26 protein-coding genes, 1 tRNA gene and 1 pseudogene are annotated in these 24,719 nt (G+C 72.6%); 14 read left to right on the top strand and 14 right to left on the bottom strand.

What is annotated here, in order from left to right:
• Positions 1-6 precede the first annotated feature (6 nt).
• Complete coding sequence (locus OG625_RS26865) at positions 7-2,025, bottom strand: bifunctional glycosyltransferase 87/phosphatase PAP2 family protein (RefSeq protein WP_443067779.1); 2,019 nt, start codon at positions 2,023-2,025, stop codon at positions 7-9.
• Between the two features lie 133 nt (positions 2,026-2,158).
• Here OG625_RS26865 and OG625_RS26860 point away from each other — a divergent pair, with 133 nt between their 5' ends.
• Positions 2,159-2,497, top strand: coding sequence for an antibiotic biosynthesis monooxygenase family protein (locus OG625_RS26860; protein WP_329386084.1), 339 nt, complete (start codon positions 2,159-2,161; stop codon positions 2,495-2,497).
• 56 nt (positions 2,498-2,553) lie between these two features.
• Here OG625_RS26860 and OG625_RS26855 read toward each other — a convergent pair whose 3' ends face one another.
• Positions 2,554-2,949: a nuclear transport factor 2 family protein gene (locus OG625_RS26855; protein WP_329386082.1), complete on the bottom strand. Its 396-nt coding sequence runs from the start codon at positions 2,947-2,949 to the stop codon at positions 2,554-2,556.
• Between the two features lie 104 nt (positions 2,950-3,053).
• Between OG625_RS26855 and OG625_RS26850 the strand changes: the two genes are divergently transcribed.
• Positions 3,054-3,563 carry a GNAT family N-acetyltransferase gene (locus tag OG625_RS26850; RefSeq protein WP_329386079.1) on the top strand — a complete coding sequence of 170 codons (510 nt, stop codon included), beginning with the start codon at positions 3,054-3,056 and terminating at the stop codon, positions 3,561-3,563.
• A gap of 10 nt (positions 3,564-3,573) precedes the next feature.
• Here the strand turns inward: OG625_RS26850 and OG625_RS26845 are convergent, their stop codons facing one another.
• Positions 3,574-5,643 (bottom strand): DHA2 family efflux MFS transporter permease subunit, encoded by a 2,070-nt coding sequence (locus OG625_RS26845; RefSeq protein ID WP_443067778.1) that lies wholly within the window; start codon positions 5,641-5,643, stop codon positions 3,574-3,576.
• 232 nt (positions 5,644-5,875) lie between these two features.
• Between OG625_RS26845 and OG625_RS26840 the strand changes: the two genes are divergently transcribed.
• Both OG625_RS26840 and OG625_RS26835 read left to right on the top strand, forming a co-directional pair.
• On the top strand, positions 5,876-6,835 hold the full coding sequence (locus tag OG625_RS26840; RefSeq protein WP_329386077.1) for a peptidoglycan-binding domain-containing protein: 960 nt from the start codon (positions 5,876-5,878) through the stop codon (positions 6,833-6,835).
• Between the two features lie 147 nt (positions 6,836-6,982).
• Positions 6,983-7,699 (top strand): HAD-IA family hydrolase, encoded by a 717-nt coding sequence (locus tag OG625_RS26835; protein ID WP_329386074.1) that lies wholly within the window; start codon positions 6,983-6,985, stop codon positions 7,697-7,699.
• A gap of 22 nt (positions 7,700-7,721) precedes the next feature.
• Here the strand turns inward: OG625_RS26835 and OG625_RS26830 are convergent.
• Together OG625_RS26830 and OG625_RS26825 are read right to left on the bottom strand one after the other, a co-directional pair.
• Positions 7,722-8,063 (bottom strand): annotated as a pseudogene (locus OG625_RS26830) (phosphate ABC transporter ATP-binding protein); the annotation flags it as partial.
• Positions 8,064-8,358: 295 nt separating this feature from the next.
• Positions 8,359-8,595, bottom strand: coding sequence for a hypothetical protein (locus OG625_RS26825; protein ID WP_329386072.1), 237 nt, complete (start codon positions 8,593-8,595; stop codon positions 8,359-8,361).
• Positions 8,596-8,863: 268 nt separating this feature from the next.
• Between OG625_RS26825 and OG625_RS26820 the strand changes: the two genes are divergently transcribed.
• On the top strand, positions 8,864-9,097 hold the full coding sequence (locus tag OG625_RS26820) for a hypothetical protein (RefSeq protein ID WP_329386071.1): 234 nt from the start codon (positions 8,864-8,866) through the stop codon (positions 9,095-9,097).
• A 296-nt stretch (positions 9,098-9,393) separates the two neighbouring features.
• Here OG625_RS26820 and OG625_RS26815 read toward each other — a convergent pair whose 3' ends face one another.
• Positions 9,394-9,975 carry a TMEM165/GDT1 family protein gene (locus OG625_RS26815; RefSeq protein ID WP_329386068.1) on the bottom strand — a complete coding sequence of 194 codons (582 nt, stop codon included), beginning with the start codon at positions 9,973-9,975 and terminating at the stop codon, positions 9,394-9,396.
• Between the two features lie 506 nt (positions 9,976-10,481).
• Between OG625_RS26815 and OG625_RS26810 the strand changes: the two genes are divergently transcribed.
• The 4 genes from OG625_RS26810 to OG625_RS26795 all read left to right on the top strand — a co-directional run bounded on the left by OG625_RS26810 (position 10,482) and on the right by OG625_RS26795 (position 14,718).
• Positions 10,482-11,126 (top strand): HNH endonuclease family protein, encoded by a 645-nt coding sequence (locus tag OG625_RS26810; protein ID WP_329390975.1) that lies wholly within the window; start codon positions 10,482-10,484, stop codon positions 11,124-11,126.
• A gap of 92 nt (positions 11,127-11,218) precedes the next feature.
• Positions 11,219-12,889 carry an alkaline phosphatase D family protein gene (locus OG625_RS26805; protein WP_329386066.1) on the top strand — a complete coding sequence of 557 codons (1,671 nt, stop codon included), beginning with the start codon at positions 11,219-11,221 and terminating at the stop codon, positions 12,887-12,889.
• Between the two features lie 161 nt (positions 12,890-13,050).
• A complete protein-coding gene (locus OG625_RS26800; protein WP_329386064.1) occupies positions 13,051-13,668 on the top strand; it encodes a DedA family protein in 618 nt (205 codons plus the stop codon).
• A gap of 495 nt (positions 13,669-14,163) precedes the next feature.
• Positions 14,164-14,718, top strand: coding sequence for a hypothetical protein (locus OG625_RS26795; RefSeq protein ID WP_329386062.1), 555 nt, complete (start codon positions 14,164-14,166; stop codon positions 14,716-14,718).
• Positions 14,719-14,846: 128 nt separating this feature from the next.
• On the opposite strand, the gene OG625_RS26790 is transcribed toward OG625_RS26795, so the two are convergent.
• Positions 14,847-15,083, bottom strand: a complete 237-nt coding sequence (locus tag OG625_RS26790) for a DUF2277 domain-containing protein (protein ID WP_329386060.1) — start codon at positions 15,081-15,083, stop codon at positions 14,847-14,849.
• 7 nt (positions 15,084-15,090) lie between these two features.
• Entirely contained in the window at positions 15,091-15,744 is a 654-nt protein-coding gene (locus tag OG625_RS26785) for a TRADD-N-associated membrane domain-containing protein (RefSeq protein ID WP_329386058.1), read from the bottom strand.
• A 101-nt stretch (positions 15,745-15,845) separates the two neighbouring features.
• On the opposite strand from OG625_RS26785, the gene OG625_RS26780 reads away from it, so the two are divergent.
• Both OG625_RS26780 and OG625_RS41465 read left to right on the top strand, forming a co-directional pair.
• Positions 15,846-17,126 (top strand): TerD family protein, encoded by a 1,281-nt coding sequence (locus OG625_RS26780; protein WP_329386056.1) that lies wholly within the window; start codon positions 15,846-15,848, stop codon positions 17,124-17,126.
• 46 nt (positions 17,127-17,172) lie between these two features.
• A complete protein-coding gene (locus tag OG625_RS41465) occupies positions 17,173-17,247 on the top strand; it encodes a 50S ribosomal protein bL37 (protein ID WP_099895366.1) in 75 nt (24 codons plus the stop codon).
• A 125-nt stretch (positions 17,248-17,372) separates the two neighbouring features.
• Here the strand turns inward: OG625_RS41465 and OG625_RS26775 are convergent, their stop codons facing one another.
• The 3 genes from OG625_RS26775 to OG625_RS26765 form a co-directional block, all read right to left on the bottom strand.
• The gene (locus OG625_RS26775) at positions 17,373-17,642 is read right to left on the bottom strand and encodes an RNA polymerase subunit sigma-70 (RefSeq protein ID WP_329386054.1); all 270 of its coding nucleotides are present in this window, start codon (positions 17,640-17,642) and stop codon (positions 17,373-17,375) included.
• A gap of 34 nt (positions 17,643-17,676) precedes the next feature.
• Positions 17,677-17,967: an Imm32 family immunity protein gene (locus tag OG625_RS26770; protein ID WP_329386052.1), complete on the bottom strand. Its 291-nt coding sequence runs from the start codon at positions 17,965-17,967 to the stop codon at positions 17,677-17,679.
• A 126-nt stretch (positions 17,968-18,093) separates the two neighbouring features.
• Positions 18,094-18,168 (bottom strand) — tRNA-Val (locus OG625_RS26765).
• Between the two features lie 111 nt (positions 18,169-18,279).
• Between OG625_RS26765 and OG625_RS26760 the strand changes: the two genes are divergently transcribed.
• The 3 genes from OG625_RS26760 to OG625_RS26750 all read left to right on the top strand — a co-directional run bounded on the left by OG625_RS26760 (position 18,280) and on the right by OG625_RS26750 (position 20,702).
• Positions 18,280-19,524 (top strand): hypothetical protein, encoded by a 1,245-nt coding sequence (locus OG625_RS26760; protein WP_329386051.1) that lies wholly within the window; start codon positions 18,280-18,282, stop codon positions 19,522-19,524.
• A 317-nt stretch (positions 19,525-19,841) separates the two neighbouring features.
• Positions 19,842-20,378 (top strand): DUF4383 domain-containing protein, encoded by a 537-nt coding sequence (locus OG625_RS26755; RefSeq protein ID WP_329390973.1) that lies wholly within the window; start codon positions 19,842-19,844, stop codon positions 20,376-20,378.
• Positions 20,379-20,486: 108 nt separating this feature from the next.
• Positions 20,487-20,702 carry an FmdB family zinc ribbon protein gene (locus tag OG625_RS26750; protein WP_329386049.1) on the top strand — a complete coding sequence of 72 codons (216 nt, stop codon included), beginning with the start codon at positions 20,487-20,489 and terminating at the stop codon, positions 20,700-20,702.
• Here OG625_RS26750 and OG625_RS26745 read toward each other — a convergent pair.
• The 3 genes from OG625_RS26745 to OG625_RS26735 are packed head-to-tail and all read right to left on the bottom strand — an operon-like array spanning position 20,699 to position 24,713.
• Positions 20,699-21,394 (bottom strand): O-methyltransferase, encoded by a 696-nt coding sequence (locus tag OG625_RS26745; RefSeq protein WP_329386046.1) that lies wholly within the window; start codon positions 21,392-21,394, stop codon positions 20,699-20,701. The genes OG625_RS26750 and OG625_RS26745 overlap by 4 nt on opposite strands.
• Positions 21,391-22,212: an HAD family hydrolase gene (locus tag OG625_RS26740; protein ID WP_329386044.1), complete on the bottom strand. Its 822-nt coding sequence runs from the start codon at positions 22,210-22,212 to the stop codon at positions 21,391-21,393. The genes OG625_RS26745 and OG625_RS26740 overlap by 4 nt, the downstream gene beginning before the upstream one ends.
• Positions 22,209-24,713: a phosphoribosyltransferase gene (locus OG625_RS26735; RefSeq protein ID WP_329386041.1), complete on the bottom strand. Its 2,505-nt coding sequence runs from the start codon at positions 24,711-24,713 to the stop codon at positions 22,209-22,211. Before OG625_RS26735 ends, OG625_RS26740 begins: the two co-directional genes overlap by 4 nt.
• Positions 24,714-24,719 lie beyond the last annotated feature (6 nt).

The raw sequence follows: 24,719 nt of genomic DNA, 5'->3' as shown, positions 1-24,719 counted from the left end.
CGGTGCCTACGTCCGGGCAGGGGCCTTGACCTGCTGGTCGGAGCCCTCCGCGGACCCGGTCCGCTGCACCGGCACCGTCAGCTGGAGCCTGCGCGGCCCCGACAACAGGTACACGAGGCCGAAGCCGGCGGCGATGACGGCCGCACCTCCCACCGCGTCCAGCACCCAGTGGTTCGCGGTGGCCACGATCGCGCACACCGTGATCAGCGGGTGCAGCGCCCCGAGGAGCTTCTGCCAGCCCTTCGGAGCCAGCACCACGATCACGACCCCGCACCACAGGGACCAGCCGAAGTGCAGCGAGGGCATCGCCGCGTACTGGTTGGAGATCGCCGTCATGGCCCCGTACGAGGGGTTGGCGAGGTCCTGCGGTCCGTGCACGGTGTCGATGAAGCCGAGCCCGGGCATCAGGCGCGGCGGCGCGAGCGGGTAGAGCCAGAAGCCTATGAGCGCGAGGACGGTGGCCAGGCCCAGGGAGGCCCGGGCCCAGCGGTAGTCGCCGGGTCGGCGCCAGTAGAGCACCGCGAGGATCGCCAGCGGGACGACGAAGTGGAAGGAGGTGTAGTAGAAGTTGAAGAACGCCTCCAGCCAGGGCGTTCGCACCACGGCGAGGTTCACGGCGTGCTCGATGTCGATGCCGAGCACCTTCTCGATGCCGAGGAGCTGGCTGCCGTTGCCCTCGGCGAGCGAGCGGCTGGTGGGGGCCGCGGCCCGGATGTGCGAGTACAGGGAGTAGCCGACCCGTATCAGCAGCAGTTCCAGCAGCAGGTTGGGGCGGGACAGCACGCGCCGCCAGAACGGCAGCAGCGGCACCCGCGCCCACCGGGCGGCCGCGGGACGGCCGTAGGCGGTCGGGACGGGCTCGCGCCAGTACGGCGAGGAACGTGGCAGGAACGGTACGGCGCAGGCCGCCGCCAGCGCGGTCAGCAGCAGCACGTTGTCCCGTACGGGCGCCAGCGCGGCCAGGTTCGGCAGCAGCACCGCGCTCGGCAGGCTCATCGCCAGGACCACGGCCACCGGCCACACGGGCCGGTCCGCGGCCCGCTTGCCGACTTTGCCGGCCACCGCGAGCAGCACCCACAGCAGCTGGTGGCGCCAGCCGGTCGGGGCCACGGCGACGGCCACGCAACCGGTGATGGCGACGGCGAGCAGCAGCTGGCCGTCGCGGGCGTAGCGGGCGGCGCGGCGCAGCCCGAAGAACACGACGGCGCCCGCGAGGGCGACGTAGAGCAGGATCTCGACCGGCCCGGTCAGCCCGAAGCGCAGCAGCGCGCCGTGCAGGGACTGGTTGGCGAGCCCGTCGGGGGCGCCGCCGAGGCCGCTGCCGCCCAGGTGGTCCACCCAGTACGTCCACGAGTCGCGCGGCAGCGACGCCCAGGACAGCGCGGTGGCTCCGGCGAAGGTCACGGCGGCGGTCCGCGCGGTGGGGCGGCGCCCGGACAGCCAGAGCAGCGGGGCGAACAGCAGCAGCGCGGGCTGCAGGGCGGCGGCGAGGCCGAGGAGGAAGCCGGCCGGGCGCTCGCCGGGCACGCGGAAGACGGCCAGGAGCACCAGCAGCACGGGCAGCACGGCGGTCTGCCCGGGCGAGGCGGCCTCGCGTACGGGCAGCGACACCATCAGCAGCGCGGTCAGCACGGGCGCGGCCAGCAGCGCGGTGCGCCGCGGGACGGGGTCGGGCAGGCCGCGCGCGGCGACGAGCCCGATGGCGGCGACGAACAGCAGCGTCACGCAGGTCCAGGCCACCTCCAGCGAGGGGGCGGCGAGGGCCGTGAACGGCTTCAGCACCAGCCCGGCGAAGGGCGTGCCGGTGAACTGGCCGGTGTCGTACAGCGTGCCCGGCAGGCTGCCGGGGAGGTGGAACCCGCTCAGCCACTCGCCGGGTGGCACGCTCAGCACGGAGGCGGCCTGTCTGACGCCGAGCACGCCCGCCAATGCCCACAGGAGCAGGCGTGCGGCCCCGAGCCTGTCGCGACCGCCTATGACCCCGGCATGTCCGTGTCCACCACTGTGCTCCGCCGCGTTAGCCACGCCTCGCCGGCCTCCCGCCCAATTGACCGCAACCCTGACTTCGCCTGGCTGCCGCGCTTCATACCGCGTTTCATACCGCGCTGTTCATTACCCGGACGACGATATCCCGGGTCGGATACCTAGGATGGCCCGCATGAGCATCGTGAAGATCAACGCGCTGACCGTACCCGCCGAGCAGCGGGAGGTGCTGGAGCAGCGGTTCGCCTCTCGGGCGGGGGCCGTGGAGTCCTCCGACGGCTTCGAGTGGTTCGAGCTGCTGCGCCCGGTGGAGGGCACCGACCAGTACCTGGTGTACACGCGGTGGCGGTCCGAGGCGGACTTCCAGGCGTGGATGGAGGGTCCGATGAAGGCGGCCCACCAGGGCGGCGGGCAGGGTGGCGGCGAAGGCGGCGAGCGGCCGAAGCCGGCGGCTTCCGGGTCCTCGGTGTGGTCGTTCGAGGTCGTGCAGCAGGCGGCGCCGAAGAAGGCCTGAGACGGCGGGAGGCCCGGGGCGCGCGTCCCGGGCCTCCGGTCTCACACCGTCGCTCGTCAGCTCCAGAAGACGTCTTCCTCGTCGATGTCCTGGGTGCACTGGTCGATGTCGGTGATCTTGCCGCCGACGATGGTGAAGAAGAGGCCTTCCTGGACCTCGATCCCGCGGTCGCCGCGGTCGGCGCGCGCCGTGTGGAACGACATGACGTGCCCGCGCCCGTCCGCCAGCACCGCGTGCAGGTCGATCCGGAGGGTGCCCTTCGTCTCCTCTCCGAGCCGGCGGTAGAGGTCCATGACGGCCTCCCGCCCCTTGTGGTGCCCGGAGAGCGGGTTGTTGCCCGGGACGTGGTGGATGGCGTCGGCCGTGAACAGGGTGCTCAGCGTCTCCAGGTCGCCCTTGGAGAAGGCTTCGTAGCCGCGGCGGACCAGGACGGCGTCAGGATGCTTGGACATGGCATTCCACCCTCCATTTGCACTATTTTCCCTTTTTCTCATCATCGGTCCGTGCCTGTGGATATTCCACGCGGGAGATCCGCCGCGGACTCCACAATGGCGCCATGGACACAAAGACGATCAACACGAACACCGGCACCTGGACCGTGGTTCCCGAGCACTACGACACCCCCGATGCCGTCGTCCTCCTCCGCGCGTACTACGCCGAGGTCGCCGGCCGGTACTGGAAACGGTCCGTGACCGAGGCCGAGATCGACCAGGGCATCCTCGAATTCCCTGCCGACGGGCTCATCCCGCCAACGGGCCAGTTCGTCGTCGGCCGACTGGCCGGCGAGCCCTTGGCGTGCGGCGGCTTCCGGATGCTCGACCCGGTCACCGCCGAGCTCTCCAGGGTCTACGTCGACCCGCGCACCCGCGGTACCGGCGGCGGGGCGGCGCTGCTGGAGGTCCTGGAGGCGGAGGCGCGCGCGCTGGGCGCGGAGCGGGTCCGGCTGGACACCCGGTTGGACCTCGTGGAGGCGCGGGCGCTGTACGCGCGGCACGGGTACCGGGAAATACCCGCGTACAACGCCGGCGCGTACGCCGAGGTCTGGTTCGAGAAGCGGCTCGTCTGATCGCCGTCGTCTAGTGCGCGGCGTGGTCCCGCCGGGGAGCGGCGTCGTAGGGCTCCTCGGCGTCGCATCCGCACAGCTCCGCGTTGATCTCGCGCACCAGCTTGTCCAGATCGGTCGGGCGGTCCGGGCCCCACCAGTCGCCGAGCAGCTCGGCGAGGGATTCCTGGCGCGCGGCCGAGAGCTTGGCGGCGGCCTCGCGGCCCTGGTCGGTGAGGACGAGCGGCAGCCCGTCGCGGACGGCGAGGCGGCGTTCCTCGATCTGGCGGGCGGCGTCGGTGATGGCCTTGAGCGGCACGATGGTGCGTTCGGCGAGCAGCGCCGGTTCGGCGGAGCCGTACTTGTTGATCCGCAGCAGCAGCCAACTGGCGGCGGGGAGCAGGTCGTAGCCGGCCTTCTCGGTGATCTTCTCGTAGACGTGACGGCGGCCTTCGCGGGTGCCGAGGACCGACAGCGCGCGGGCGACCTCGTCGCGGGAAGAGCGCTGGACGGGGTTGGAGGCGAGGGTCTCGGACACGTCGGGCGCGGTGACCGAGCCGCGGAGCTTGTCCTCCTTGAGGAACCAGGCGACCACGAAGGCGATCAGGACGACGGGCACGGCGTACAGGAACACGTCCGTGATGGCGGTGGCGTAGGCGTCGAGCACGCGGGGGCGCAGCTCCGCGGGGAGCACGGTGATGGACCGGGGGTCGGCCTCCAGCTGTTTGACGCCGGCGCCGGTCGGCAGCTGGACGCCGGCGAGGGCGGTGGCCAGTTTGTCGTCGAGCCGGTTGGTGAAGACCGTGCCGAAGATCGCGACGCCGAAGGAGGCCCCGATGGATCGGAAGAAGGTGGCACCGGAGGTGGCGACGCCGAGGTCGGCGTAGCTGACGGCGTTCTGCACGACAAGGACGAGTACCTGCATGACGAGGCCGAGTCCGACGCCGAAGACGAAGAAGTAGGCGCTCATCTCCCAGGTGGAGGTGGTGCGGTGCAGCTGGTGCAGCAGGAGCAGGCCGACCGCGGTGACGGCGGTGCCGGCGATCGGGAAGACCTTCCAGCGTCCGGTGCGGCTGACGATCTGGCCGGAGGCGGTGGAGGAGATCAGCATGCCGAGCACCATCGGCAGCATGTGGACGCCGGACATGGTCGGTGAGACGCCCTGGACGACCTGGAGGAAGGTCGGCAGGTAGACCATCGCGCCGAACATGGCGAAGCCGACGACGAAGCTGATCACCGAGCAGAGGGTGAAGGTGCGGATGCGGAAGAGCTTCAGCGGCAGGACGGGTTCGGCGGCCTTCCGCTCCACGAAGAGGAAGGCGGCGAGCAGGACGGCGCCGAGGACGGCGAGGCCGACGATCCGGGCCGAGCCCCAGCCCCAGGTGCCGCCGAGGGAGGCGACGAGCACGAGGCAGGTGGCGACGGAGGCGATGAGGAAGGTGCCGAGGTAGTCGATGCGGTGCTTCGAGGAACGCACCGGGATGTGCAGGGCGGCGGCGATGACGACGAGCGCGACGAGACCGATGGGGAGGTTGATGTAGAAGACCCAGCGCCAGGAGAGGTGGTCCACGAACACGCCGCCGAGGAGGGGGCCGAGCACGCTGGTCGCACCGAAGACGGCGCCGAAGAGGCCCTGGTACTTGCCGCGTTCGCGGGGCGGGACGATGTCGCCGACGATCGCCATCGACAGCACCATCAGTCCGCCGCCGCCGAGGCCCTGCAGGGCTCGGAAGCCGATGAGCTGCGGCATGTTCTGGGCGAGGCCGCAGAGGGCGGAGCCGATGAGGAAGAGGACGATGGCGTACTGGAAGAGCTTCTTGCGCCCGTACTGGTCGCCGAGCTTGCCCCACAGGGGGGTGGCCGCGGTGGAGGCGAGCATGTAGGCGGTGACGACCCAGGACAGGTGGGCCATGCCGCCGAGGTCGCTGACGATGGTCGGCAGGGCGGTGGAGACGATGGTCTGGTCGAGGGCGGCGATGAGCAGGCCCAGCAGCAGGGCGCCGATGGAGACGAGTACCTCGCGGGATGCGTGCTCGGCGGTGGGGCCGCGATTCTCCGGGCCGGGACCGGGGTCCATGGCCTCCGTGGTCACATCCTGAGCCATCGACTCCTCCTCAGGTCTCAGGCCGGATCAACATCTCCATCCTGAGCGGTGTGTCCGGTTATGGCCTGTCGGACGGTTGGGCGGGCCTTGACGCGTCTGGATAATCGCTGGCAGTGGCCAGGGAGGGATTCCAGTGAGCGGTGAACACTGTCCGGATTGCGGCGCCGTCGTCGGTGCCGGCTGCGGCTGTGCGCCGGATGCGGGGTTCAACCCGTTGCGCATCCGCCCGTACGTGACGTTGCCCGACCCGGGCGAGCCCGAGCCCCCGCTGCCCCCGCAGCCGGTGACGGGCGTGGTCGCGGCGGCCGTGGCACCCGACGGCACCCCGCCGTACGGCATACCCGGGGCGCCGCCGGCGCAGCCGTGGCCGAATGCCGCGGAGCCCTCGGGGCCCGCGCTGTCCTCGGGCGACGCGGCGGAGACCGTCCAGCTCCCCGCGATCCCGGCGGAGGGCACGGTGCCGGCCTCCGCCTCCGCGGAGTTCCCGGTGGCGGGTGCGACCGCTGCGACTGCGGCGTTCCCCGCGGCCGAGGGGTTCCCCGGGGCGGCGACCGCCGCGTTCCCGGCGTTCCCGGGTGCGGCGGCCGGATCGGATGGCGGAACGGGTGGGGGCGGGGGCGGGGGCCCGGAGAAGCGGCTCGGCGGTCGGGCGTCGCGGCGGCTGCTGCCGCTGCTGCTGGGCGCTGCGGCGGTGGTGGCCCTCGGCGGGACGGCCCTCGCGGTGTGGGTGCTGCCGGAGTCCGCCGGCAGTGATACCGCCCTGCTGGACGCGAAGGCGTCGGCGCCCCCGGCGATCGCCCCGGCCACGTCTTCGCAGGCCCCCTCCCCGAGTGCGTCCGCCTCGGCGTCGGCTTCGCGTTCCGCGTCGCCGAGCCCGTCCAAGTCGCCGTCGCCGAGTGCCTCGCGTTCGGCGACGTCCGCTCCGCCGAGTCCGTCGGCGAGTGCGAGCCGTTCGCCCAGCCCGTCGAAGCCGCCGGCCACGTCCGCGCCGACCCTGCGCTACGGGGACTCGGGCCCGGAGGTGGAGAAGTTGCAGCGGTTGCTGGCGGCGCAGGGGCTGTTCTCGTACAAGATCAACGGCAAGTTCGACTGGCGCGTGGAGAACGCCGTGTCGACCTTCCAGTTCAACAACGACATCGACGAGGAGTGGGGCGTCTACGGTCCGATCACCCGCCGGGCGCTGGAGGGGTGAGGCCCGCGCCGTCGGCGGCTCCGGCCGGCGATTGGCGTAGACCGCGCTCTTTTTGTATCGTGGTGGAACAAAGTGGTTCCGTCCTCACTCCCTGACCGGTGGACGGAACCACTTGTTCTCTTTTCCCGCCCGTCTGGAGCCCAGCCGATGCCGGCCAGCACCACCACCACCGCACCCGTAGTCCTGACCGCCAAGGCCCTGCTCCTGGACATGGACGGGACGATCGTCAACTCCGACGCGGTGGTCGAGCGCTGCTGGCGCGACTGGGCGGTGTCCCACGGGCTGGATCCGCAGGAGGCCCTGAAGGTGGTCCACGGCCGCCAGGGCTACGCCACCATGGCCGTGCTCCTGCCGGAGCGCCCGATGGAGGTCAACCACGCGGAGAACGCGGTGATGCTCGCCCGCGAGACCGCCGACGTCGACGGCGTGGTCCCCGTACCCGGCGCCCCCGAGTTCATGGCGTCCCTCGCCGGCCTCCCGCACGCCCTGGTGACGTCCGCCGACGCCGCCCTGGCCACGGCCCGGATGACCGCGGCCGCCCTGCCGATGCCGGAGATCAGGGTCACGGCCGAGTCCGTCGGGGCCAGCAAGCCGGACCCGGAGGGCTTCCTCAAGGGCGCCGCCGCCCTGGGCGTGGACCCGGCCGACTGCATCGTGTTCGAGGACTCGGCCGCCGGCATCGCCGCGGGCCGCGCGGCGGGCATGCGCGTCATAGGGATCGGCCCCCGTGCGGCCGCCCACACCCCGACGGCCCACGCGGAGGACCTCCGCTCCCTGCGCGTGACGGCCACCGCGGACGGATCGATCGAGGTGACGGTGATGGTGACGGCATCGGCGGTCGCGACGACGGGTTCCGCCGCCTGACCGGGGACCGGCACCCCCCGCTTCAGCCGAAGCGGCCCTCTACGTAGTCCGACGTGCGGGGGTCGGAGGGGGTGGAGAACATGGCCCCGGTGGGACCGTGTTCGACGATCCGGCCCGGAGTGCCCTGTTCCGCGAGGAAGAACGCGCACTGGTCGGAGACCCGGGCCGCCTGCTGCATGTTGTGCGTGACGATCACGATGGTGACCTCGTCGGCCAGGTCGCGGATGGTCTCCTCGATGCGGCGCGTCGAGGTCGGGTCCAGTGCCGAACAGGGCTCGTCCATCAGAAGGATCTTCGGCCGGACCGCCAGCGAGCGGGCGATGCACAGCCGCTGCTGCGGACCGCCCGAGAGGGCGCCAGCGGGCGTCCGCGAGCCGGCGGCCGCGTGCGTACACGTCCTCGCCGTCGAGCAGTACCTCGCCGGCCAGTTCGGCGCCCGGGATCAGCTCGTGCATGCGGAGCCCGTAGACCACGCTGGGCACCGCGGCCATCAGGTCGACGAGGCTGATGAGGGTCTGCTTGAGGCGGCGCGGCGCGTACTCGGTGATGTACAGCGCGGTGCCGACGGCGAGCGGCAGCGCGAAGCTGATCGCGACGACGCCGATCAGGACGGTGCCGGTGAGGACCGCGGCGATGCCGAAGTTGTGGGAGTCCGGCTCCTACGCGGCGGCGGTCAGGAAGGCGGGGCCGGCGTCGCGCAGGGCCTCCAGGGCGCGGCCGCCGAGGAAGACGCCGACGAGGGACATGATGAGCAGCACGGCGGCGCCGGAGCCGCGGGCGGATCCGCGGAAGAACCGGTCGGCGGGGTCGCCGCCCTTGGCGAGGGGCCGGGGCGCGGTGCCGGGGTCGGGGGTGGCGTCGACCACGGTGGTGGTCGGGGTGGTCGCGGTGCTCACAGCAGGCCACCCCCGCGGACGGCCAGGCCGGGCGCGTCCCCGGCACCGGGCAGGCGCAGGCCGCGCAGCCGCCGGGTGTAGCTGACGCCGGAGGCGACCTGCGCCTCGGTGACGGCGGCCAGGAAGAGCTGGAGGCTGTGCCGGCACTCGCGCTGGCGGCGGAAGGTGCGTACGGCGACGGCGACGCAGGTGTCGTCGAGCGTGAGCTGCCAGGTCCAGGCGCCGATTGCCGTTGCCGGCGGCGGTGGCAGTGCTCGTGGCGGTGGTCGTGGCCACTGCAGTGGTGGCGGCAGCGCTGGCCCCGGAGGACATCACCACCATCGCGGTCCCCCGCTCGGCCTCCGCCCGCAACCGCTCGACGGAGGCGCAGCAGGCCGCGAGGCTGCTGTGCACCCGCGGGCTGCGACCGAGTTCGTGGTTGTTCGCACCGACCAGACGCCAGGTCACGGCGTCGGGTGCGGCCCCCGCGCCGTCCTGGCCGGAATTACCCCCCGAGGTCTGACGTCGCGCGACGTCAACCCCTGACACGAACAGAAAGCGTGGCCGAGACACCGGGCCGCCCCCCTTCCCCACAAGCCGCACGTGGCCGGAAATCGGCCACCCACCCACGGCCGCGGGCATGAGAATCCACGGGGCGTAGCGCTATGGGGCACACGGATTGGTGAAGCAGAAACGAGAACATGTGAACGAGAAGAGGGGGTGCCCGGCGGCGGGCAGCGGCGGTGGGCCGCCGCGGGCCACCGGATCAACGGGTGCCGGGCCGCACCCCCCGAGCGGCCCGGCACCCGAGAGCGGCCGTCAGCCCGCGATCGCCTCGTACAGCGAGAACACCGCCAGCGCCGCCATCACGCCCGCCGCCACCTTGGTGATCAGCCGCAGCGGCACGTACTTCATCAGGGTGCGCCCACCGAGGATGCCGATGGCGGCGACCGCCCACAAGGCCAGGACGGCACCGAGGCCGACGGAGACGGGGTTGTCGTAGCGGGCGGCGAGGTTGGCGGTCATGATCTGCGTCAGATCGCCGAACTCGGCCACCAGGATCAGCATGAACCCGGCCCCGGAGACCTTCCAGAAGGACTGGTCCGCGGGCGGCTTGACCTCCTCGTCCTCGTCGTTCTTCTTCAGGAGCAGCATCGCCGCGCCCGCGAGGAAGAGGACGCCCACGACGGCCTGGACGAGCCGGTGCGGGAGCAGGGTGAGCACGCTGCCCGCGGCGATGGCCAGCGCGACGTGCACGGCGAAGGCGGCGGCGACGCCCGCGAAGACGTACGAGGCGCGGTATCGGGTGCCGAGCATCAGGCCGGCGAGGGCCGTCTTGTCGGGGAGTTCGGCGAGGAAGACGACGCCGAAGGCGATCGCCATGACGCTGAAGCTGAACACGGGGTGGAACCTCGATCGGTCGGGCAGGACGCCAGCGGCACCGAGAGACCTGGGGTGTGTCAGGGGTCGCTTCGGCTCGGCGGCGCCCTGGTTTTGCGTACGCGCGCACGAACGCGCTTCCACATGGACAGGACACTGCGGCCGAAGGTCTCGCTGGCCGACCGCTTCCGCGGCCTGCCTCCGGGCGCCGGCTGGAGTGACCCAGCAGTATGTCGACGGTCCGGCGAAGAGCTACTCCCCTTCTGCTCCGTACAGGGTACGCGACGCCCGCGCCCGCCCGTAATGGACCTTTGGTCCCGAACTCGCCCGGCCATCCCTCCCCTTCGTTCCGGAATCTCAACTTCCGTTTGAAACAAGGGGCTTGTACGACTTGATGTGACGTGCACATGTCGCCAGGCTGTCACCTGGCGCCCATCCCCGCGAAACCCGGCGCCGACAGCATGGCCGCGCCCCACCCGGGGCCGCACGGCCACGTCCCCCCACCCAGGGAGCCCCTCATGGCACTCATGTCCAACATCTACGCGCGTCGAATTGGCGTGCTCTCGTCAGCCGCGGCGATAGCCGCGCTCACCTCCCTCATCACCGCGCCCACCGCCCAGGCCGCCCCGCCCACCCCCATCAGCGCCTCGGCCGCCCGCTCGTACCTGGCGACGGTCACCCCGCGGGCGGAAGGTTCCGGCTCCGGCTACAGCCGCGACCTCTTCCCGCACTGGAGCACCGTCTCCGGCTCGTGCAACACCCGCGAGACCGTCCTCAAGCGGGACGGCGTCAACGTCGTCCAGGACTCCTCCTGCGCCGCGGTGAGCGGCAGCTGGTACTCCGAGTACGACGGCGCCACCTGGACCGCCGCCTCCGACCTCGACATCGACCACGTCGTCGCGCTCTCCGAGGCCTGGCGTTCCGGGGCCAACTCCTGGACCACCTCCAAGCGCCAGCAGTTCGCCAACGACCTCTCGCGACCGCAGCTCATCGCGGTCACCGACAACGTCAACCAGGCCAAGGGCGACCTCGACCCCGCCGAGTGGCTGCCCTCGCGGACCTCCTACCGCTGTACGTACGCGCGGATGTGGGTCCACGTGAAGCAGTACTGGGGCCTCAGCATGGACTCCGCCGAGAAGACCGCGCTGGTGAACGTCCTCAACGGCTGCTGATCTTTCCCCTGCCTCTCCCCCGCCAGGGGGAGGCGCGGCTCCCCCTCCCCGTCGTACCGTGATCCAAAGGGCTACGGAGGAGGGGGAGTTCCATGGCCGGACTGCGTCTGGGGCCACTGCTGCGCCACGTCGACTGGGATACGGGCCGGTCGGCCACCATATGGGTCGAGGCGGACCGGCCGTGCACGGCCGAGGTGCGGTGCGCGGACGGGGCGGGCGGCAGCGTGCGCACCTTCCAGATAGCCGGCCATCACTACGCGCTCGTACCGGTGACGGGCCTGAGCCCGGGGGCGGTGACGGAGTACGAGGTGCTCCTCGACGGGGTGCGGGTGTGGCCGCTGCCCGACAGCCATTTCCCGGCGAGCACCATCAGCACCCCCGCGGTGGTGGGCTCGGTGAGCTCCGGCCGGCCCGGGCCCGGGCTACGCGTCACCTTCGGCTCCTGCCGGCAGGCCGCGCCGCCCGCGGGACGGCACGGGCGGCACGGTCCGGACGCCCTCGACACCCTCGCGGCACGGCTGGCCGCCGACCCCGAGGCGGTGCGCCCGGATCTCCTGTTGCTGCTCGGCGACCAGGTGTACGCGGACGCGCTGTCGGAGGACACCCGTGCGTGGCTGGCCGCCCGCCGGGATCTGCGGGAGGCGCCGGGCGCGCAGGTCGCGGACTACGAGGAGTACACGCGGCTCTACTACGAGTCCTGGCTCGATCCGGAGATCCGGTGGCTGCTGTCGACGGTGCCGAGCCTGCACATATTCGACGACCACGACGTCATCGACGACTGGAACACGAGCGAGGCCTGGCTGGCGGAGATGCGGGCGACTCCGTGGTGGCGGGAGCGGGTGCTCAGCGGGCTGATGTCGTACTGGGTCCACCAGCACCTGGGCAACCTCTCGCTCGCCGAACTGGAGGCCGACCCGCTGTACGCGGAGATACGCCGGACCCCCGACGGCACGGAGCCGCTCCGGGCCTTCGCCTCCGCGGCGGACGCCGATCCGGCCACGGTGCGCTGGAGCTACCGGCGCGACTTCGGCCGGACCCGGCTGCTGATGGTGGACACCCGGGCTGCGCGGGTGCTGGCCGAGGACGGGCGGGCCATGCTCGACCCGGCCGAGCGGCAGTGGCTGCGCGACAACGCCCTGGCCGGGCACGGCGGTTACGACCACCTCCTGATCGGGTCCTCGCTGCCGTGGCTGATGCCGCCGCTCATCCACGACGCCGAGACGTGGAACGCGGCGGTCTGCCGCGGGGAGCGCGGGCCGCGGTGGGCCCGGATCGGGGAGAACCTGCGCCGGCGCAGCGACCTGGAGCACTGGGCGGCGTTCCCGGCCTCGTTCGCGATGCTGACGGACCTGATCGAGGAGGTGGCGACGGGACCGCGGGCACCGGCGACGGTGGCGGTCCTGTCCGGGGACGTGCACCACGCGTACGTCGCCGAGCCCCGAATACCCACGACGGCACGGGTGTTCCAGCTGACGTGCTCGCCCGTGCACAACTCCATCCACACCGCGGTGAAGTGGGGCTTCCGACTGGGCTGGTCGCGGGCGGGCCGGTGGCTGGGCCGCGGCTTCACCCGCCACGGGCGCACGGGCCGGCCGCCGCTGAGCTGGCGGCGTACGGGTGGGCCGTGGTTCGGGAACCAGCTGATGACACTGACCCTCTCGGCCCGGACGGCGCGGCTTCAGCTGCAGCAGGCGCGCAAAAGGAGCCGGAGCAGCGCCGAGCTCGTGACCCTGCTGGACCGGGAGCTCACCGAGCCGGCGTAGCCGGTGGCACAGTTGACACACTTGAGGCGAGGGGCGCCCCCGGGGGTTCAGGGGGCGGCCGCCGGGCGTACGCTGTATGGCTGTCAGCCGCTCCTGCCGCTCCCCCGCGACGTCGCGGCGCTTCATGCCGCAGCACGTCAACCGGACTGGGGAGTCCCGCCTTGTTTGAGACTCTGGGGTCGCTGACCGCGAGCCCATGGATCTACGCCGTGGTGGCGGTGTCCGTCGTGCTCGACGTCTTCCTTCCGGTCCTGCCGAGCGGGGTCCTGGTGATCACCGCGGCGGCTGCCGCGGCGGCTGCCGGCGCGGCGGGGCCCGTACCGGTGACCACCCAGGTGCCGGACATCCTCGCCCTGCTCGTGATCGCCACGACCGCGTCGGTGCTGGGTGACATGGCGGCGTTCCGGCTGGCCCGGCGCGGCGGGGCCCGCCTGGACCGCGCCATCGCCCGCTCCCGCCGCCTGACCCGGGCCCACGAGCGCCTGGGCACGGCCCTGGCCCGCGGCGGCGGTGCCCTCGTCGTGATCGCCCGCTTCGCCCCGGCCGGCCGCTCGGTGGTGTCGCTGGGCGCGGGCAAGACCCACCGCAAGGTGAAGGACTTCCTGCCGTGGTCGGTCCTGGCGGGCATGGCCTGGGCGGGCTACAGCGTGGCCCTCGGCTACTTCGGCACCCAATGGCTGGGCACCCAATGGCTCGGCACCGCCCTCTCGCTGGTAGCGCTCTTCGCCGCAGGCGCCCTGGCGGCCTTCCTCATCCGCCGCCCCACACCGGCAACGTAACCACCACCGCACCCACCTCGCCCTGACGAGCCCCACCCCGGGGCCGAGCCCACCGGTTCGGGCAGGCCGAGCAGGGCCAGGCCGCCGCCCCATGACCCGTGGTCGGCCGGGCATACCCAGCCCCTCCGGCGTTTGAGGAGCGGGTCTGGGCGGAGCCCAGGAGGCCCCGCGCAGCGGCCCTGGCCCCGCCCACTCGCACCCCGTGCACGCGAAGGGCTGAGCTGGGCGCCCCCCGCCGACGCAGCCGGTGCGGGTGGGGGTGCCGGCGGAGGGTGGCCCCGCCCGGCCCCACCCGGCTGCACCGCACCCCACCACGCAGCCGGCCCAGCGCAGCGGTTCGGCTCCCCCGGGCGGAGCAGTGGCTCACCCGTTCACCCGGCCCCGCGCGCCGCGCTGCGTTCGGGCTCCTAGCGTCCACAGCACGGTGCGCAACCGAATCCGCGTCACATCCGTGCCCTGGCCGCGCCGTTTCGAGGAGTCCGAGGAGTTCTCTCCATGCACGCAACGCCGCCGCCCGCCAAGCCCCCCGCCTCACCCACCCAGCCGCACAGCAGCCGGCACGGCACCGGCACCGGCACCCGCCGACGCGCAGCAGCCCTCGCCGCCGCGGCCCTCGCCGTCGCCGCCGTCACCCCCGCCACGCTCGCCCACGCCTTCCCCTCCGCCACCGTCTCCCCCAGCACCGTCGCCCCCGGCGGCCGCGTCGCCCTCAACGTCGCGGGCTGCGGCACCAAGACCGGAAGGGCCTCCTCGACCGCCTTCGGCGACGTACGGCTGACCCCGGGCAACCTGGAGGCCACCAACCTCTTCGGAAGCGCCACCGTCTTCCGCAACGCCTCCACCGGCACTCACCGGGTCCTCTTCGAGTGCGGCGGCCCCGGCGGCGAGCGCGTCACCGTCGCGCTGCAGGTCATCTCGGGCGCCGCGCGCGGCGGGACCGGCGGCAGCATCGGTTCCATGAGCCCGGGGCAGATCGTCGCGGGCGGAGCCCTCGCCGCCGGGGCGCTGGGCACCGGGGTATGGCTCCTGCGCCGGCGCTCGACGGCCTGAACCCTTCGCTCCCCCCACTGCGGGGGTGGCCGTCGGCCCCGCCCTCCTCGGGACCTTCCCCACTCCCGCCCCGCGCCGCGCCGGCCTCTGTCAACGGTTCCGAGCGCGTCGGCCGGCCCCCCTCGGCGTCAGGCCGAGACGCCGGCGCCGGCGGCCTGTCCCCGGACCTGGAGGCCGTCGAGCAGAGCCGCCGTGGCCTCGGCGACGGCGTCCACGGCCGCCTCGAACACGTCGTGGTTGTGCGCGGCGGGCGCGCGGAATCCGGACACCTTCCGTACGTATTGCAGCGCGGCGGCGCGGACCTCCTCCTCGGTGGCCTTCTCGGGGATGGCGGGCGGGCGCAGGGTCTTAATGGAACGGCACATACCTCCACTATGCCGGGGGCAGTTCCGCCCCGGACAGCTTCATGATGAGCCCGGCCTGGATCCGTCCCCGCAGTTCCCGGTCCTCGACGGCGCCGAGCAGCCCCATCGCCTGCCGCATGGTCGCGGCGGCCCGCCGGTCGTCGCGCAGCGAGGCGGTCTGGTCGGCCATGTGCCGGAGCGCGATGTCGGCCCGCCGGTGGAACAGCTGCCCGATCAGGGTCACGACCAGTCCCAGGGAGCCGGTCACGATGCCGAGGTACAGGTCCCCGCTGGTCTCGGCCTTCCACACGGCCAGGCCCACCCCGAAGAGCAGGATCAGCGCCCCCGCCCCGGCGAACAGCTGGCTGGTCGCGAAGCTGCTCCGGGCCTGGGTCAGCCCGTAGGCGTAGTACTCGACGAGCAGCGGCGTGAACTCGTCCCGCCGGTCCTCCGCTCGCGCCACGGAAGGCCGTACGGCGCCCACGTCCTCGAACTTCGACGCCCCCGGCCACACCCCGCCCCCGGGCACGGGCACCCCCGAAACCCCCGGCTCGGCCCCCGGCTCAGCCCCCGGCTCCGGCCCTACCCCGGCCTCCGCGAGCCGCGCGAGCAGCCGCTCCCTCTCCTCCTCCCGCCGCCGCTCGAACCCTTTCCCCCAACCCCACACCAGCCACTGGCCCATCCCCCGACGATCCCATGTGCCCGCATCGCGGCCAAGGGGGCGGAGCCCTGTGGCACAGTGGCCCGGTTGATGTGGTCTCGAACGCATGGGGGTGTGCGGGTATGACGGTGCTCGGCAAGGGCGGGAACACGGCCATCACGGCGGAGCGGCTCACCGCTTCCCTCCACTGCACGGGCGCTCCCGTGGACCTCAGCGCCCTCCTCGTCACGGCGGACGGCAAGGTCCGGTCGGACGACGACATGGTCTTCTACAACCAGCCGTCGGCCGAGTCCGGAGCCGTCCGCCACCTCGCCGCCGACACCGCCGGGCCCGAACGCATCGAGGTGGAGCCGGCCGCCCTGCCCGCCGACGTGGACCGGGTGGTCCTGATCGCGAGCTGCGACCCCGAGGACGCCGCCCGCACCTTCCGCGAGGTGAGCGACGTACGCGTACAGGCCACCCAGGCCGGCGCGGAACCGGCTGATCCGGTGGAGTTCCTCCCGCCGCCGCTCACCGACGGCGAACGGGCCGTCCTCCTCCTGGAGATCTACCGCCGGGGCACCGACTGGAAGCTCCGCGCCATCGGCCAGGGCTACGCGGACGGCCTGGCAGGCCTGGCCACGGACTTCGGCGTAACGGTGGCAACCCCGGACCCCACACCGGCCCCCACCCTGACGCCCACCCCCACACCGGCCCCCACACCCACACCCACACCGCCACCCCCCTCCCTCCTCAAGGCCCCCCTCGGCAAGATCAGCCTGGACAAGGGCGGCCAGGCCTCCATCAGCCTGGACAAGCAGGACCGCGAGCTGGTGGTCACCGCCACCCTGGAATGGGACGGCGGCAGCGAGCAGCGCCGCAAGCGCGGCGCCGACCTCGACCTCTACGCCTTGTTCGTTCCTGCCTCACAGACCCTGCGGGGCGGCGCCGCGGAACCGGGCACCCTGGTCAAAACCGGCCCGACCTCGCAGAAGAACACCGAGGCCGTCTACTACAAGAACCTCGGTTCACTACTCGAACCCCCGTTCATCAAACTGGACGGCGACGCACGCGAGCCCGGCTGCGAAACCCTCCGCATCACCCGTCCGGAGCAGCAGGGCTACGTCCTCCTCTGCGCGTACTCGGCCGTCAGCAACGGCTTCGGCTCCTTCCGCAGCTTCGGCGCCCACGTGGTCGTCACGGACGGCCGCGGCTCCACGGTGACGGTCCCCCTGTACGAGAACACCAAGACGCGCTACTGGGTGGCCATAGCCCTCGTCGACTTCACCGCCCCGGACGGCGTGGCCATCCGCCACATCGAGGCGTACAGCGCCCGCATGACCGAACGCCGCCCGGTCCTCCACGCGGACGGGACGATCCAGATGAACGGCGGCCCGGTGGAGTTCAAGCGCCCCGGAACCTAGACTGACGAAGCCAGGAAAGATCCCCAAAAACAGGGAGATGTCCAGTATGGCCAAGCGAGGAAACAAGAAGCGCGCCCGCAAGAAGAAGAAGGCCAACCACGGCAAGCGCCCCAACGCCTGAGCGCAGCGCCCCAACACACGCCGTAAGGCCCCCCACCGGCACCGGAGGGGGGCCTTGGCGCTACCGGCGACGACACTTCCGCCCCCGAAACCCCCTCTGCCGGCCCGGCAAAGCAGGGTTCACGCTCATTTCCTCGCGTTACGGCTGACGCCGGAGGCGATCTGGGAGACGCGCGGCACGGAGATACCGAGGACGCCGGCCACCTCGGCCAGGGACCGGGTGCCTCGCAGCTCGATGACGGCGGCCTGCCTGGTCGCACGGAGTTCGGCCTGAAGCGCGGGGACGGCATCGAGGACCGCTCCCACCGCGCGGGCACGGTCGGCGGGATCCGGGATGGCCGCCAGGTCCGCGATCACGGAGCGGATCGCGTCGACGGCAGGGGAAGTCTCGGTCACGAATTTAAGGCTACCCCTAGCTCCCGTGCCGCCCTCACTCGTCGTCGCACCGCTCCAGGACCAAGCCGAGGGACCCGTCCTCCAACCCGTTGCCGTCTTCGAGGTGCAGGTGACTCCCATCGGGAACGCCCTCCCCGGCGAGCACCAGCAGATGACCGGCAAGCGTCCTGAGACCCGCGGCGTTCGCCTCGATCACCACCTCTCGCCCCAGCCCCCGCACCTCGATCCGCGCGTCCGCCTCCCACCTGAAGACTTGCGCGACACCATCGGTCACGGCCGCGAGTTGGGTGCTCTCAACGGGAGCGCTGCTGGAATCAGAGGTCATGGAGCCCATCATGCCGCTCAGGGCACACGGCCCGGAGGCGGCTCGTCTCCCCCAGGGAGGCACCTGCGGCGAGAGACATCTGGACGCAAAAGACCCCCCGCCATGATCGGCGAGGGGCCTTCCAACTGGTGGGCGCGGACGGTTTCGAACCGCCGACATCTGCTTTGTAAGAGCAGCGCTCTACCCCTGAGCTACGCACCCGTGGATGAGTGGACAGCCTACATGCCGGGCACACCCCCCACGCAAACCCGTTCCTGTAAGGGACAATGGACCGGGGCACGGCTGGCGCGGACGCGGTACGGGAGTGGGATTGTGACGACGGCATCCCGGCGGTGGTTCGGCGGGCGGGACGAGAGTCGGCGGGCTGACGCGCAAGCGGCGAAGGATGCCGCCGCGGCGGCGTTCTACGAGCTGGACACCGCTCAGCGGGATCTGCGGATCTCCATCGAGACGATCGCGGCCGCCGACGGCTCGCCCGCCGGGCGGCAGGCGACCGAGGGGTTCGCGGCGCTGGGGCGGCGGATCGACCAGGTCAGCCACGTGTACATCGAGGCGGTGGACGCGCACGACCTGGACCGGGCGGAACTGGAGGCCTCGGTCGCCGCGCGGGCCCGGGAGGAGCTGACGCGGGCCCGGGACGAGCTGGTACGGGTCAAGGGGGAGCTGGACCGGTTCGCGCAGGGGCTGCAGCCGCTGCTGGACAAGGCGGAGACGCAGCTGGCGCGGGTCGCGCCGGCCCGGGAGCGGGCCAAGGCGGCGCTGATCGGAGCCAGTGACGCGCTGGACGCCGTACGGGCCAAGGGGATGCGGGCCGATGATCTGGCGGCGCGGCTCGCCGCGCTGGGGCCGGAGCTGACCAAGCTGAACCAGGGCGCGGCCCTGCACGGGGTGCAGGAGACGGTGCAGCGCGCGGACCGGATCCTGCGGGACGCGGAGGCCATACGGGTCGAGGCGGCGCGGCTCCCGGAGCGGGCGGCGGAGATCGACCGGCGGCTGGTCAGCCTGCGGACGCGGGCGCAGGCGCTCCGCAACCGGGCGGACCGGGTGGATCCGGTGCTGAGCGAGCTGCGGCGGCGGTTCAGCGCAGCGTGCTGGCAGGACCTGCAGCAGGTGCCGGACCAGGCGGTACGGGACGTCGCGCAGGCGGAGGAGCGGCTCGGGGAGGCCGGGCGGGCCCGGGACGAGCAGCGCTGGGCCGACGTGGGGGCGCTGATCGAGGCGGTCCGCACCGCGCTGGACGCGACCGACGAGGCGGTGTCCGCGGCGCAGGACCGGCTGACCCGGCTGGAGGCGGTGGCGCGGGACCCGCAGGCGGAGGTGGACCGGACCAGGTTCGCGATCCGGGACGCGCAGCGCCTGGCGATGGCGGGCCGCAGCGTGCCCGATCCGCGGCACGCGCGGCCCCTGGACGAGTCGGTGGCGCGGGTGCAGAGGGCGCTGGCCGCGCTGGAGGGGCGGCACCCCGACTACTGGCACTTCCTGCAGGAGATGGAGGAGGTCCGGATGGCGGTGGGCCGGGTCGTGTCGGACATCCGGGACCAACGCGGCGCCGGGTGAGGAGTTGTCCCGGGGGCGGCCACGGCGGATGCTGGAGGTGGCGGTCGGGCGTGTGACGGGCCCGGGTTGCCGGGGGCGGAGTAGAGGAGGGCGGTATGGCTGCCCATGCGTTCCATACGTCCCGCAGGTTCCGCAGGTCCCGTGACGAGTCTCGTGGGTCTCGCGCGGCGGTTCGTGCGCGCCCGGTACCCCCTGCGGCGCAGGAGCCCTATGTGGCCCACGCGCTCTACGGGTGCACCGAGCCCCACGCGCACTATGCGCCGTACGTGCCGCACGAGGACCGTGCGCCCAGCGCGCCACAGGAGCCCCACCGGTGGCTGCAACGCGTCCTGCATCCCGTCAACGCCCGACTCGATGAGCACCTGCCCTCCGACCACAAGCTCAGCAAGGTCTACCGGGCCGGTGCCGGCCTGACCGGGCTGCTGCTGGTCGCCTTCGGCATCCTGGGGCTCGTCGACCGGATCGGGTTCTTCGACACGGGCGGCGACACGGTGCTCGCGCTGAACACCAACGGCGCGCTGAGCGTCCTGTCCATCTGCATCGGAGGGCTGCTGTTCGTCGGGATGGTGATCGGCGGAACCTTCGCCTCCACCCTAAACATCGTGCTCGGAGTGGCGTTCATCCTCAGCGGCTTCGTCAATCTGGCCCTGCTCGACACCGGCTTCAACTTCCTCGCCTTCAAGATCCCGAACGTGCTGTTCAGCTTCGTCGTCGGCGTGATGCTGATGTGGTTCGGGATGTACGGGCGGGTGGGCAGCGCCCTCCCGCACGACAATCCGTACTGGCGCGCCCGCCACCCCGAGCAGGCGGCCCGGGAGAAGCAACAGGCAGCGGCGGTAGTACCGGTGGACTAGAGCTGTCGACCATGGTCGTGCTCCGCCTCCGCGTAGCGGCCTGCGGCCCGGTGCACCTCGCGGTCGCGGGCCGTGCCAGGCCGGCCGGACACCACCTACCCTGTGCCCATGCCTCGATACGAATTCCGCTGCCGGACCTGTGACGACACCTTTGAGGTCAGCCGGCCCATGGCCGAGTCGTCCGCGCCCGCAGACTGCCCCGCCGGGCACGCCGACACCGTCAAGCTGCTGTCCGCCGTCGCCGTCGGCGGCACGAGCAGTGCCCCCGCGCCCGCGATGGGCGGCGGGGGCGGGGGCTGCTGCGGTGGAGGTGGATGCGGCTAGGCCGGAGCCACGGACACGGCCACGGCCACCCGCTTGCGGGAGAGCGTGAGGCCGTCCGAGATCGCCAGCAGGACCGACTCCATGCGGGTGTCCGCCGAGACGTGGTCGTTGAAGGCGCGGACGCCCGCCGTGGCCGAGTCGGGGTCGGCCGACTCGTCGAGGACCGTGCCGTGGTACAGGGTGTTGTCCGTGACGATCAGGCCGCCGGGTCGCAGCCTCGGCACGAGCTCCTCCCAGTACGCGATCTGGTTCTGCTTGTCGGCGTCGATGTAGGCCATGTCGACGTGCGGTTCGGCCGGCATCGCCCGCAGGGTGTCCAGCGCCGCGCCGATGCGCAGGTCGATGCGGTCCGCGACGCCCGCCGCCTCCCAGGCCTCGCGGCCGTACGCCGTCCACTTCTCGGAGACGTCGCAGGCGACGAGTCGGCCGTCCTTGGGGAGGGCCTGCGCCATGGAGAGGGTGGAGAAGCCGGTGAAGGTGCCGATCTCCACGATGTGGCGGGCTCCCGTCAGCCGGACCAGGAAGGCCAGCAGCGGCCCCTGCTCCTCGGCCGACTGCATCCCGGCGACGTCGGGGAACTCGGCGTACGTCGTCGCCACCAGCCCCCGCTGGATCGCGTCCAGCGGGGGGTTGTGGTCGAGCATGTACCGGTAGAGCTCGTCCGTGATCTTGGTCGTATTGCCCTTGGTCATGCGGTCAGTGTCGCAACCGCGCGGCCGAATGCGCGGACGATTTCCTCACCCGCCGCGACTCCGGCCTCCGTGAGGGCCGTCACGTTCGGCGCCGTCCACGCCGCGTCGGCCAGCTCGCCGTGGCCCGGGCGCCAGGCCGCGTCCGCCGCGAGCAGCAGGTCGGCGTCCAGCAGCGAGTCACCGGCGGCGAGGGTGGCCGTGGCACCGGTACGGCGGGCCACCTCGCGCATGGCCGCGCTCTTGGTCAGCGGGCGCGGGACGGCGTAGATCTTCCGACCCTGGAGCGAGATCGTCCAGCCGCGGGCCTCCGCCCACTCCGTGAGCGCCTTGAGCCACTCGTCCGGCACCAGGGCCCGTTCCACGACCAGGTACGCGAACAGGTCCTCGGCGACCCGCGCCTTGCGCAGCCACGCCGGGTCGGAGACCGCCAGCAGGTGCTCGTGGACCTCCTCCAGCGGGGCGCACTCCTGCGCGAGCCGCTTCGCCACCGCGCGCCGCCAGTCCCGGTCGGGCACCCCGTCGACCAGCAGCTGCCCGCCGTTCGCACAGATCGCGTACGGGGCCGGGCGGCCGGGGAAGCGGATGCGCTGGTACTGCTTGCGGGTGCGGGTGGTGGTCGGGACGAAGACGACCGAGGGGTCCTCCTTGAGCTCCGCCAGCAGCGCCGCCGCCGTCTCCGTCATGTAGGACAACGGCTTGCTCTCGTGGACCTCGACGCACAGCAGCCGCGGGGCCTCCGGGTCGGGCATGGTCAGCGCGAGGGCGGCCGTCGAGTAGATGAGCGTACGGTCGAGATCACTGGCTACGAGGACAGTCACTTCGAGGCCACAGCCTTTCCGTCGGCGCCGGTGGCGCCGCGCGTGAATCGGGGGTGAATGAGTCCTACGCACGTGTAGGGGAGCCCGTCGACCTCTTCCACCGGGACCCCGCGCTGCTCGGCGAGGAGCCGTACGTGGTCCAGGTCTGCCCCGGCGCCACGCTGCGCCAGGATCTTCCACGGGACCCGGCGCAGGAGCACGCGGGTGGTCTCGCCGACGCCAGGCTTGACGAGGTTGACGTCGTGGATGCCGTACTCCTCGCTGATCCGCTCGACGGCGGCCCAGCCCACCCAGGTCGGCGTGCGGTCGGCCGCGAGCAGTTCCTTGACCTCGTCGTCCACGGCGTCGGCCACCTCGTCGAAGTGGGCGGCGACAGTGTCGACGAAGTCGACGGAGACGTCCGCTCCGGCGAGCTCGCGGTAGTACTTGGCGCCGTGGAAGTCGGTGGGACCAACCAGGTCGGACCTCAGCACGGTACGGGAGATGAGACCGGAGACGGTGGAATTGAGACAGGCGGACGGGATCAGGAAGTCCTCCCGGGTGCCGTACGTCTCCACGCAGGACCCCGGGTCGGCCAGGACCACGATCTCCGGGTTGAAGCCCTCGAACTCGGCGAGGGCCACGCGCAGCTCGCGGGTGATGGCGCCCTTGCCCGTCCAGCCGTCCACGAAGACGACGTCGGCCGGGTCGTGGTGGGCGGCCAGCCAGCGCAGGGCGGTGGCGTCGATGCCGCGGCCGCGCACGATGGAGACGGCGTAGTGCGGCAGGTCCAGGCCGTGCCGTGCCTGGGCCCAGCGGCGCATCAGGACGCCGACGGGGGTGCCGGCGCGGGCCAGGGAGACCAGGACCGGGGACGGGGTGCGCTCGGCGAGGACGGTCTCGGTGACCGTTCCGACGGCCCGGGCCATTCGGGCGGCGGAGGCCTTGAGCGCGCTCTGGTAGAGCTCCTGGTACTGCGGGGACGGCTGGTACTCGACGGGCAGGGACTCGGCGTAGTGCGCGCCGCCGGCCTGTATCGCCTCCTCGCGCTCCTCCGTCGGGGCCTCCAGCTCGACGTCGGAGAAGTCCTGGAGCAGCCAGCCGACGTCCTGTGCGGAGTACGAGGAGAAGGCGGGGCCGCGCAGGGGCTCGGGCATGATCGGCTCCTGCCGGTCGGGTACGTAGGACGGGACGACGGCGAGCACGACGCGGCCGGTGTGCGGGGCGAGGGCGTCGAGCAGGCCGGTCCGGAGTTCGGGGGTGTCGCCGGCCGAGTCGACGACGGCGACGACGGCGTCGAAGCCTGCGCCGGCGACGTTGTAGGCGTACCGGTCGCCGGGGCCGTCGGCCGGGACGTCGTGGGCCGGGAAGACGAGCCGGGTGCGGATGGCGTAGCCGGGGTCGTCGACGGCGAGCACCGGCGAGCGGGTGGTGGTCGAGAAGCGGACCTCGGCGGCCGCGCCGGCCTCTTGCAGGGCCTTGGCGAGGCGGAGGGGGGCGTACATCAGCTCTTCGTTGCCGAGTACGAGGACCCGTCCGGCTTCCGTACCGAGCGCGGCCGTGAGCTGGGCGGTGAGGGCCGGGAGGGCGGCCTCCAGCCGGGTGCGGTGCTCGGCCGTGAAGCCGTGGCGGCCTCCGTCCGGAACGCCGATGGGCCAGGCCAACTCCAGCCTCGCCGTCGTTTGAGGCGCGGGGTCCGGGGCAGAGCCCCGGCGAACGGCCCGCAGCCGGTCGGCGGCGGCACCCTCGTACTCCTCCACCAGGGCCTGGCCCCGCTCAAGGACCCCCTCCGGGAGGGAGACCGTGCCCGAGGCCAGGGATATCAGGTCCACGCGGGCGCCTATCTCGGCGGCGAAGGCCGCGAGGCGGGCGCGGTCGGCCGGGGAGCGCATGTCGACCAGGGCCACGACCACGTAGTGCGTGCGCGGGTGGCGGGCGTGGAGGTCGCGGATGGTGTTCAGGACGGTGTTGCCGGTGGAGAACTCGTCGTCCACCAGGACCAGCGCCCCGGAGCCCGCGAGCAGCTTCGGGTCCTCCGGCAGCAGCAGGTGCGAGGTGGCGTGCGAGTGGGACTCCTCGAAGCCGCCGGCCGGCTCCACGCCCGGGACCGGGCGGCGGGTGGAGTGCAGGTAGGGAGCGGGGCCCAGGCCGTCGGCCACGCAGTGGCCCAGCCCGGTGGCGGTCTCCGCATAGCCGAGGACCACCGCCGAGGCGGCCGCTTCCTCGCCGAGCAGCGCCCGTACCCGCTGTCCGAGCCCGTAGCCGGCGGCGTACACCGTCGTCGGGGACTGCGGGACGTGCTTGCCCAGCACCTGCGAGACGAGCAGGTGCGCCCGCTTGGGGTTGCGCCGCAGCGCCAGCCCGAGGAGTTCCGTGAGCCGCGGGCCGGCGGCGGCCGCCTCCGCGGCGCCCGCCGCGGCGTCCTCCGCGTCCTCCAGCCGTACTCCCAGGCGGTCCGCGACCCACGTTCCCGACCACACCGTGTCGATCTTCTTGCCTTCCTTCGTACCGTGCTCCGTCACCGGCCC

Source organism: Streptomyces sp. NBC_01351 (assembly GCF_036237315.1).
GTDB lineage: Bacteria > Actinomycetota > Actinomycetes > Streptomycetales > Streptomycetaceae > Streptomyces.
Note: the sequence above shows the minus strand (reverse complement) of the source record. Positions and strands in the feature narration are given on the sequence as shown.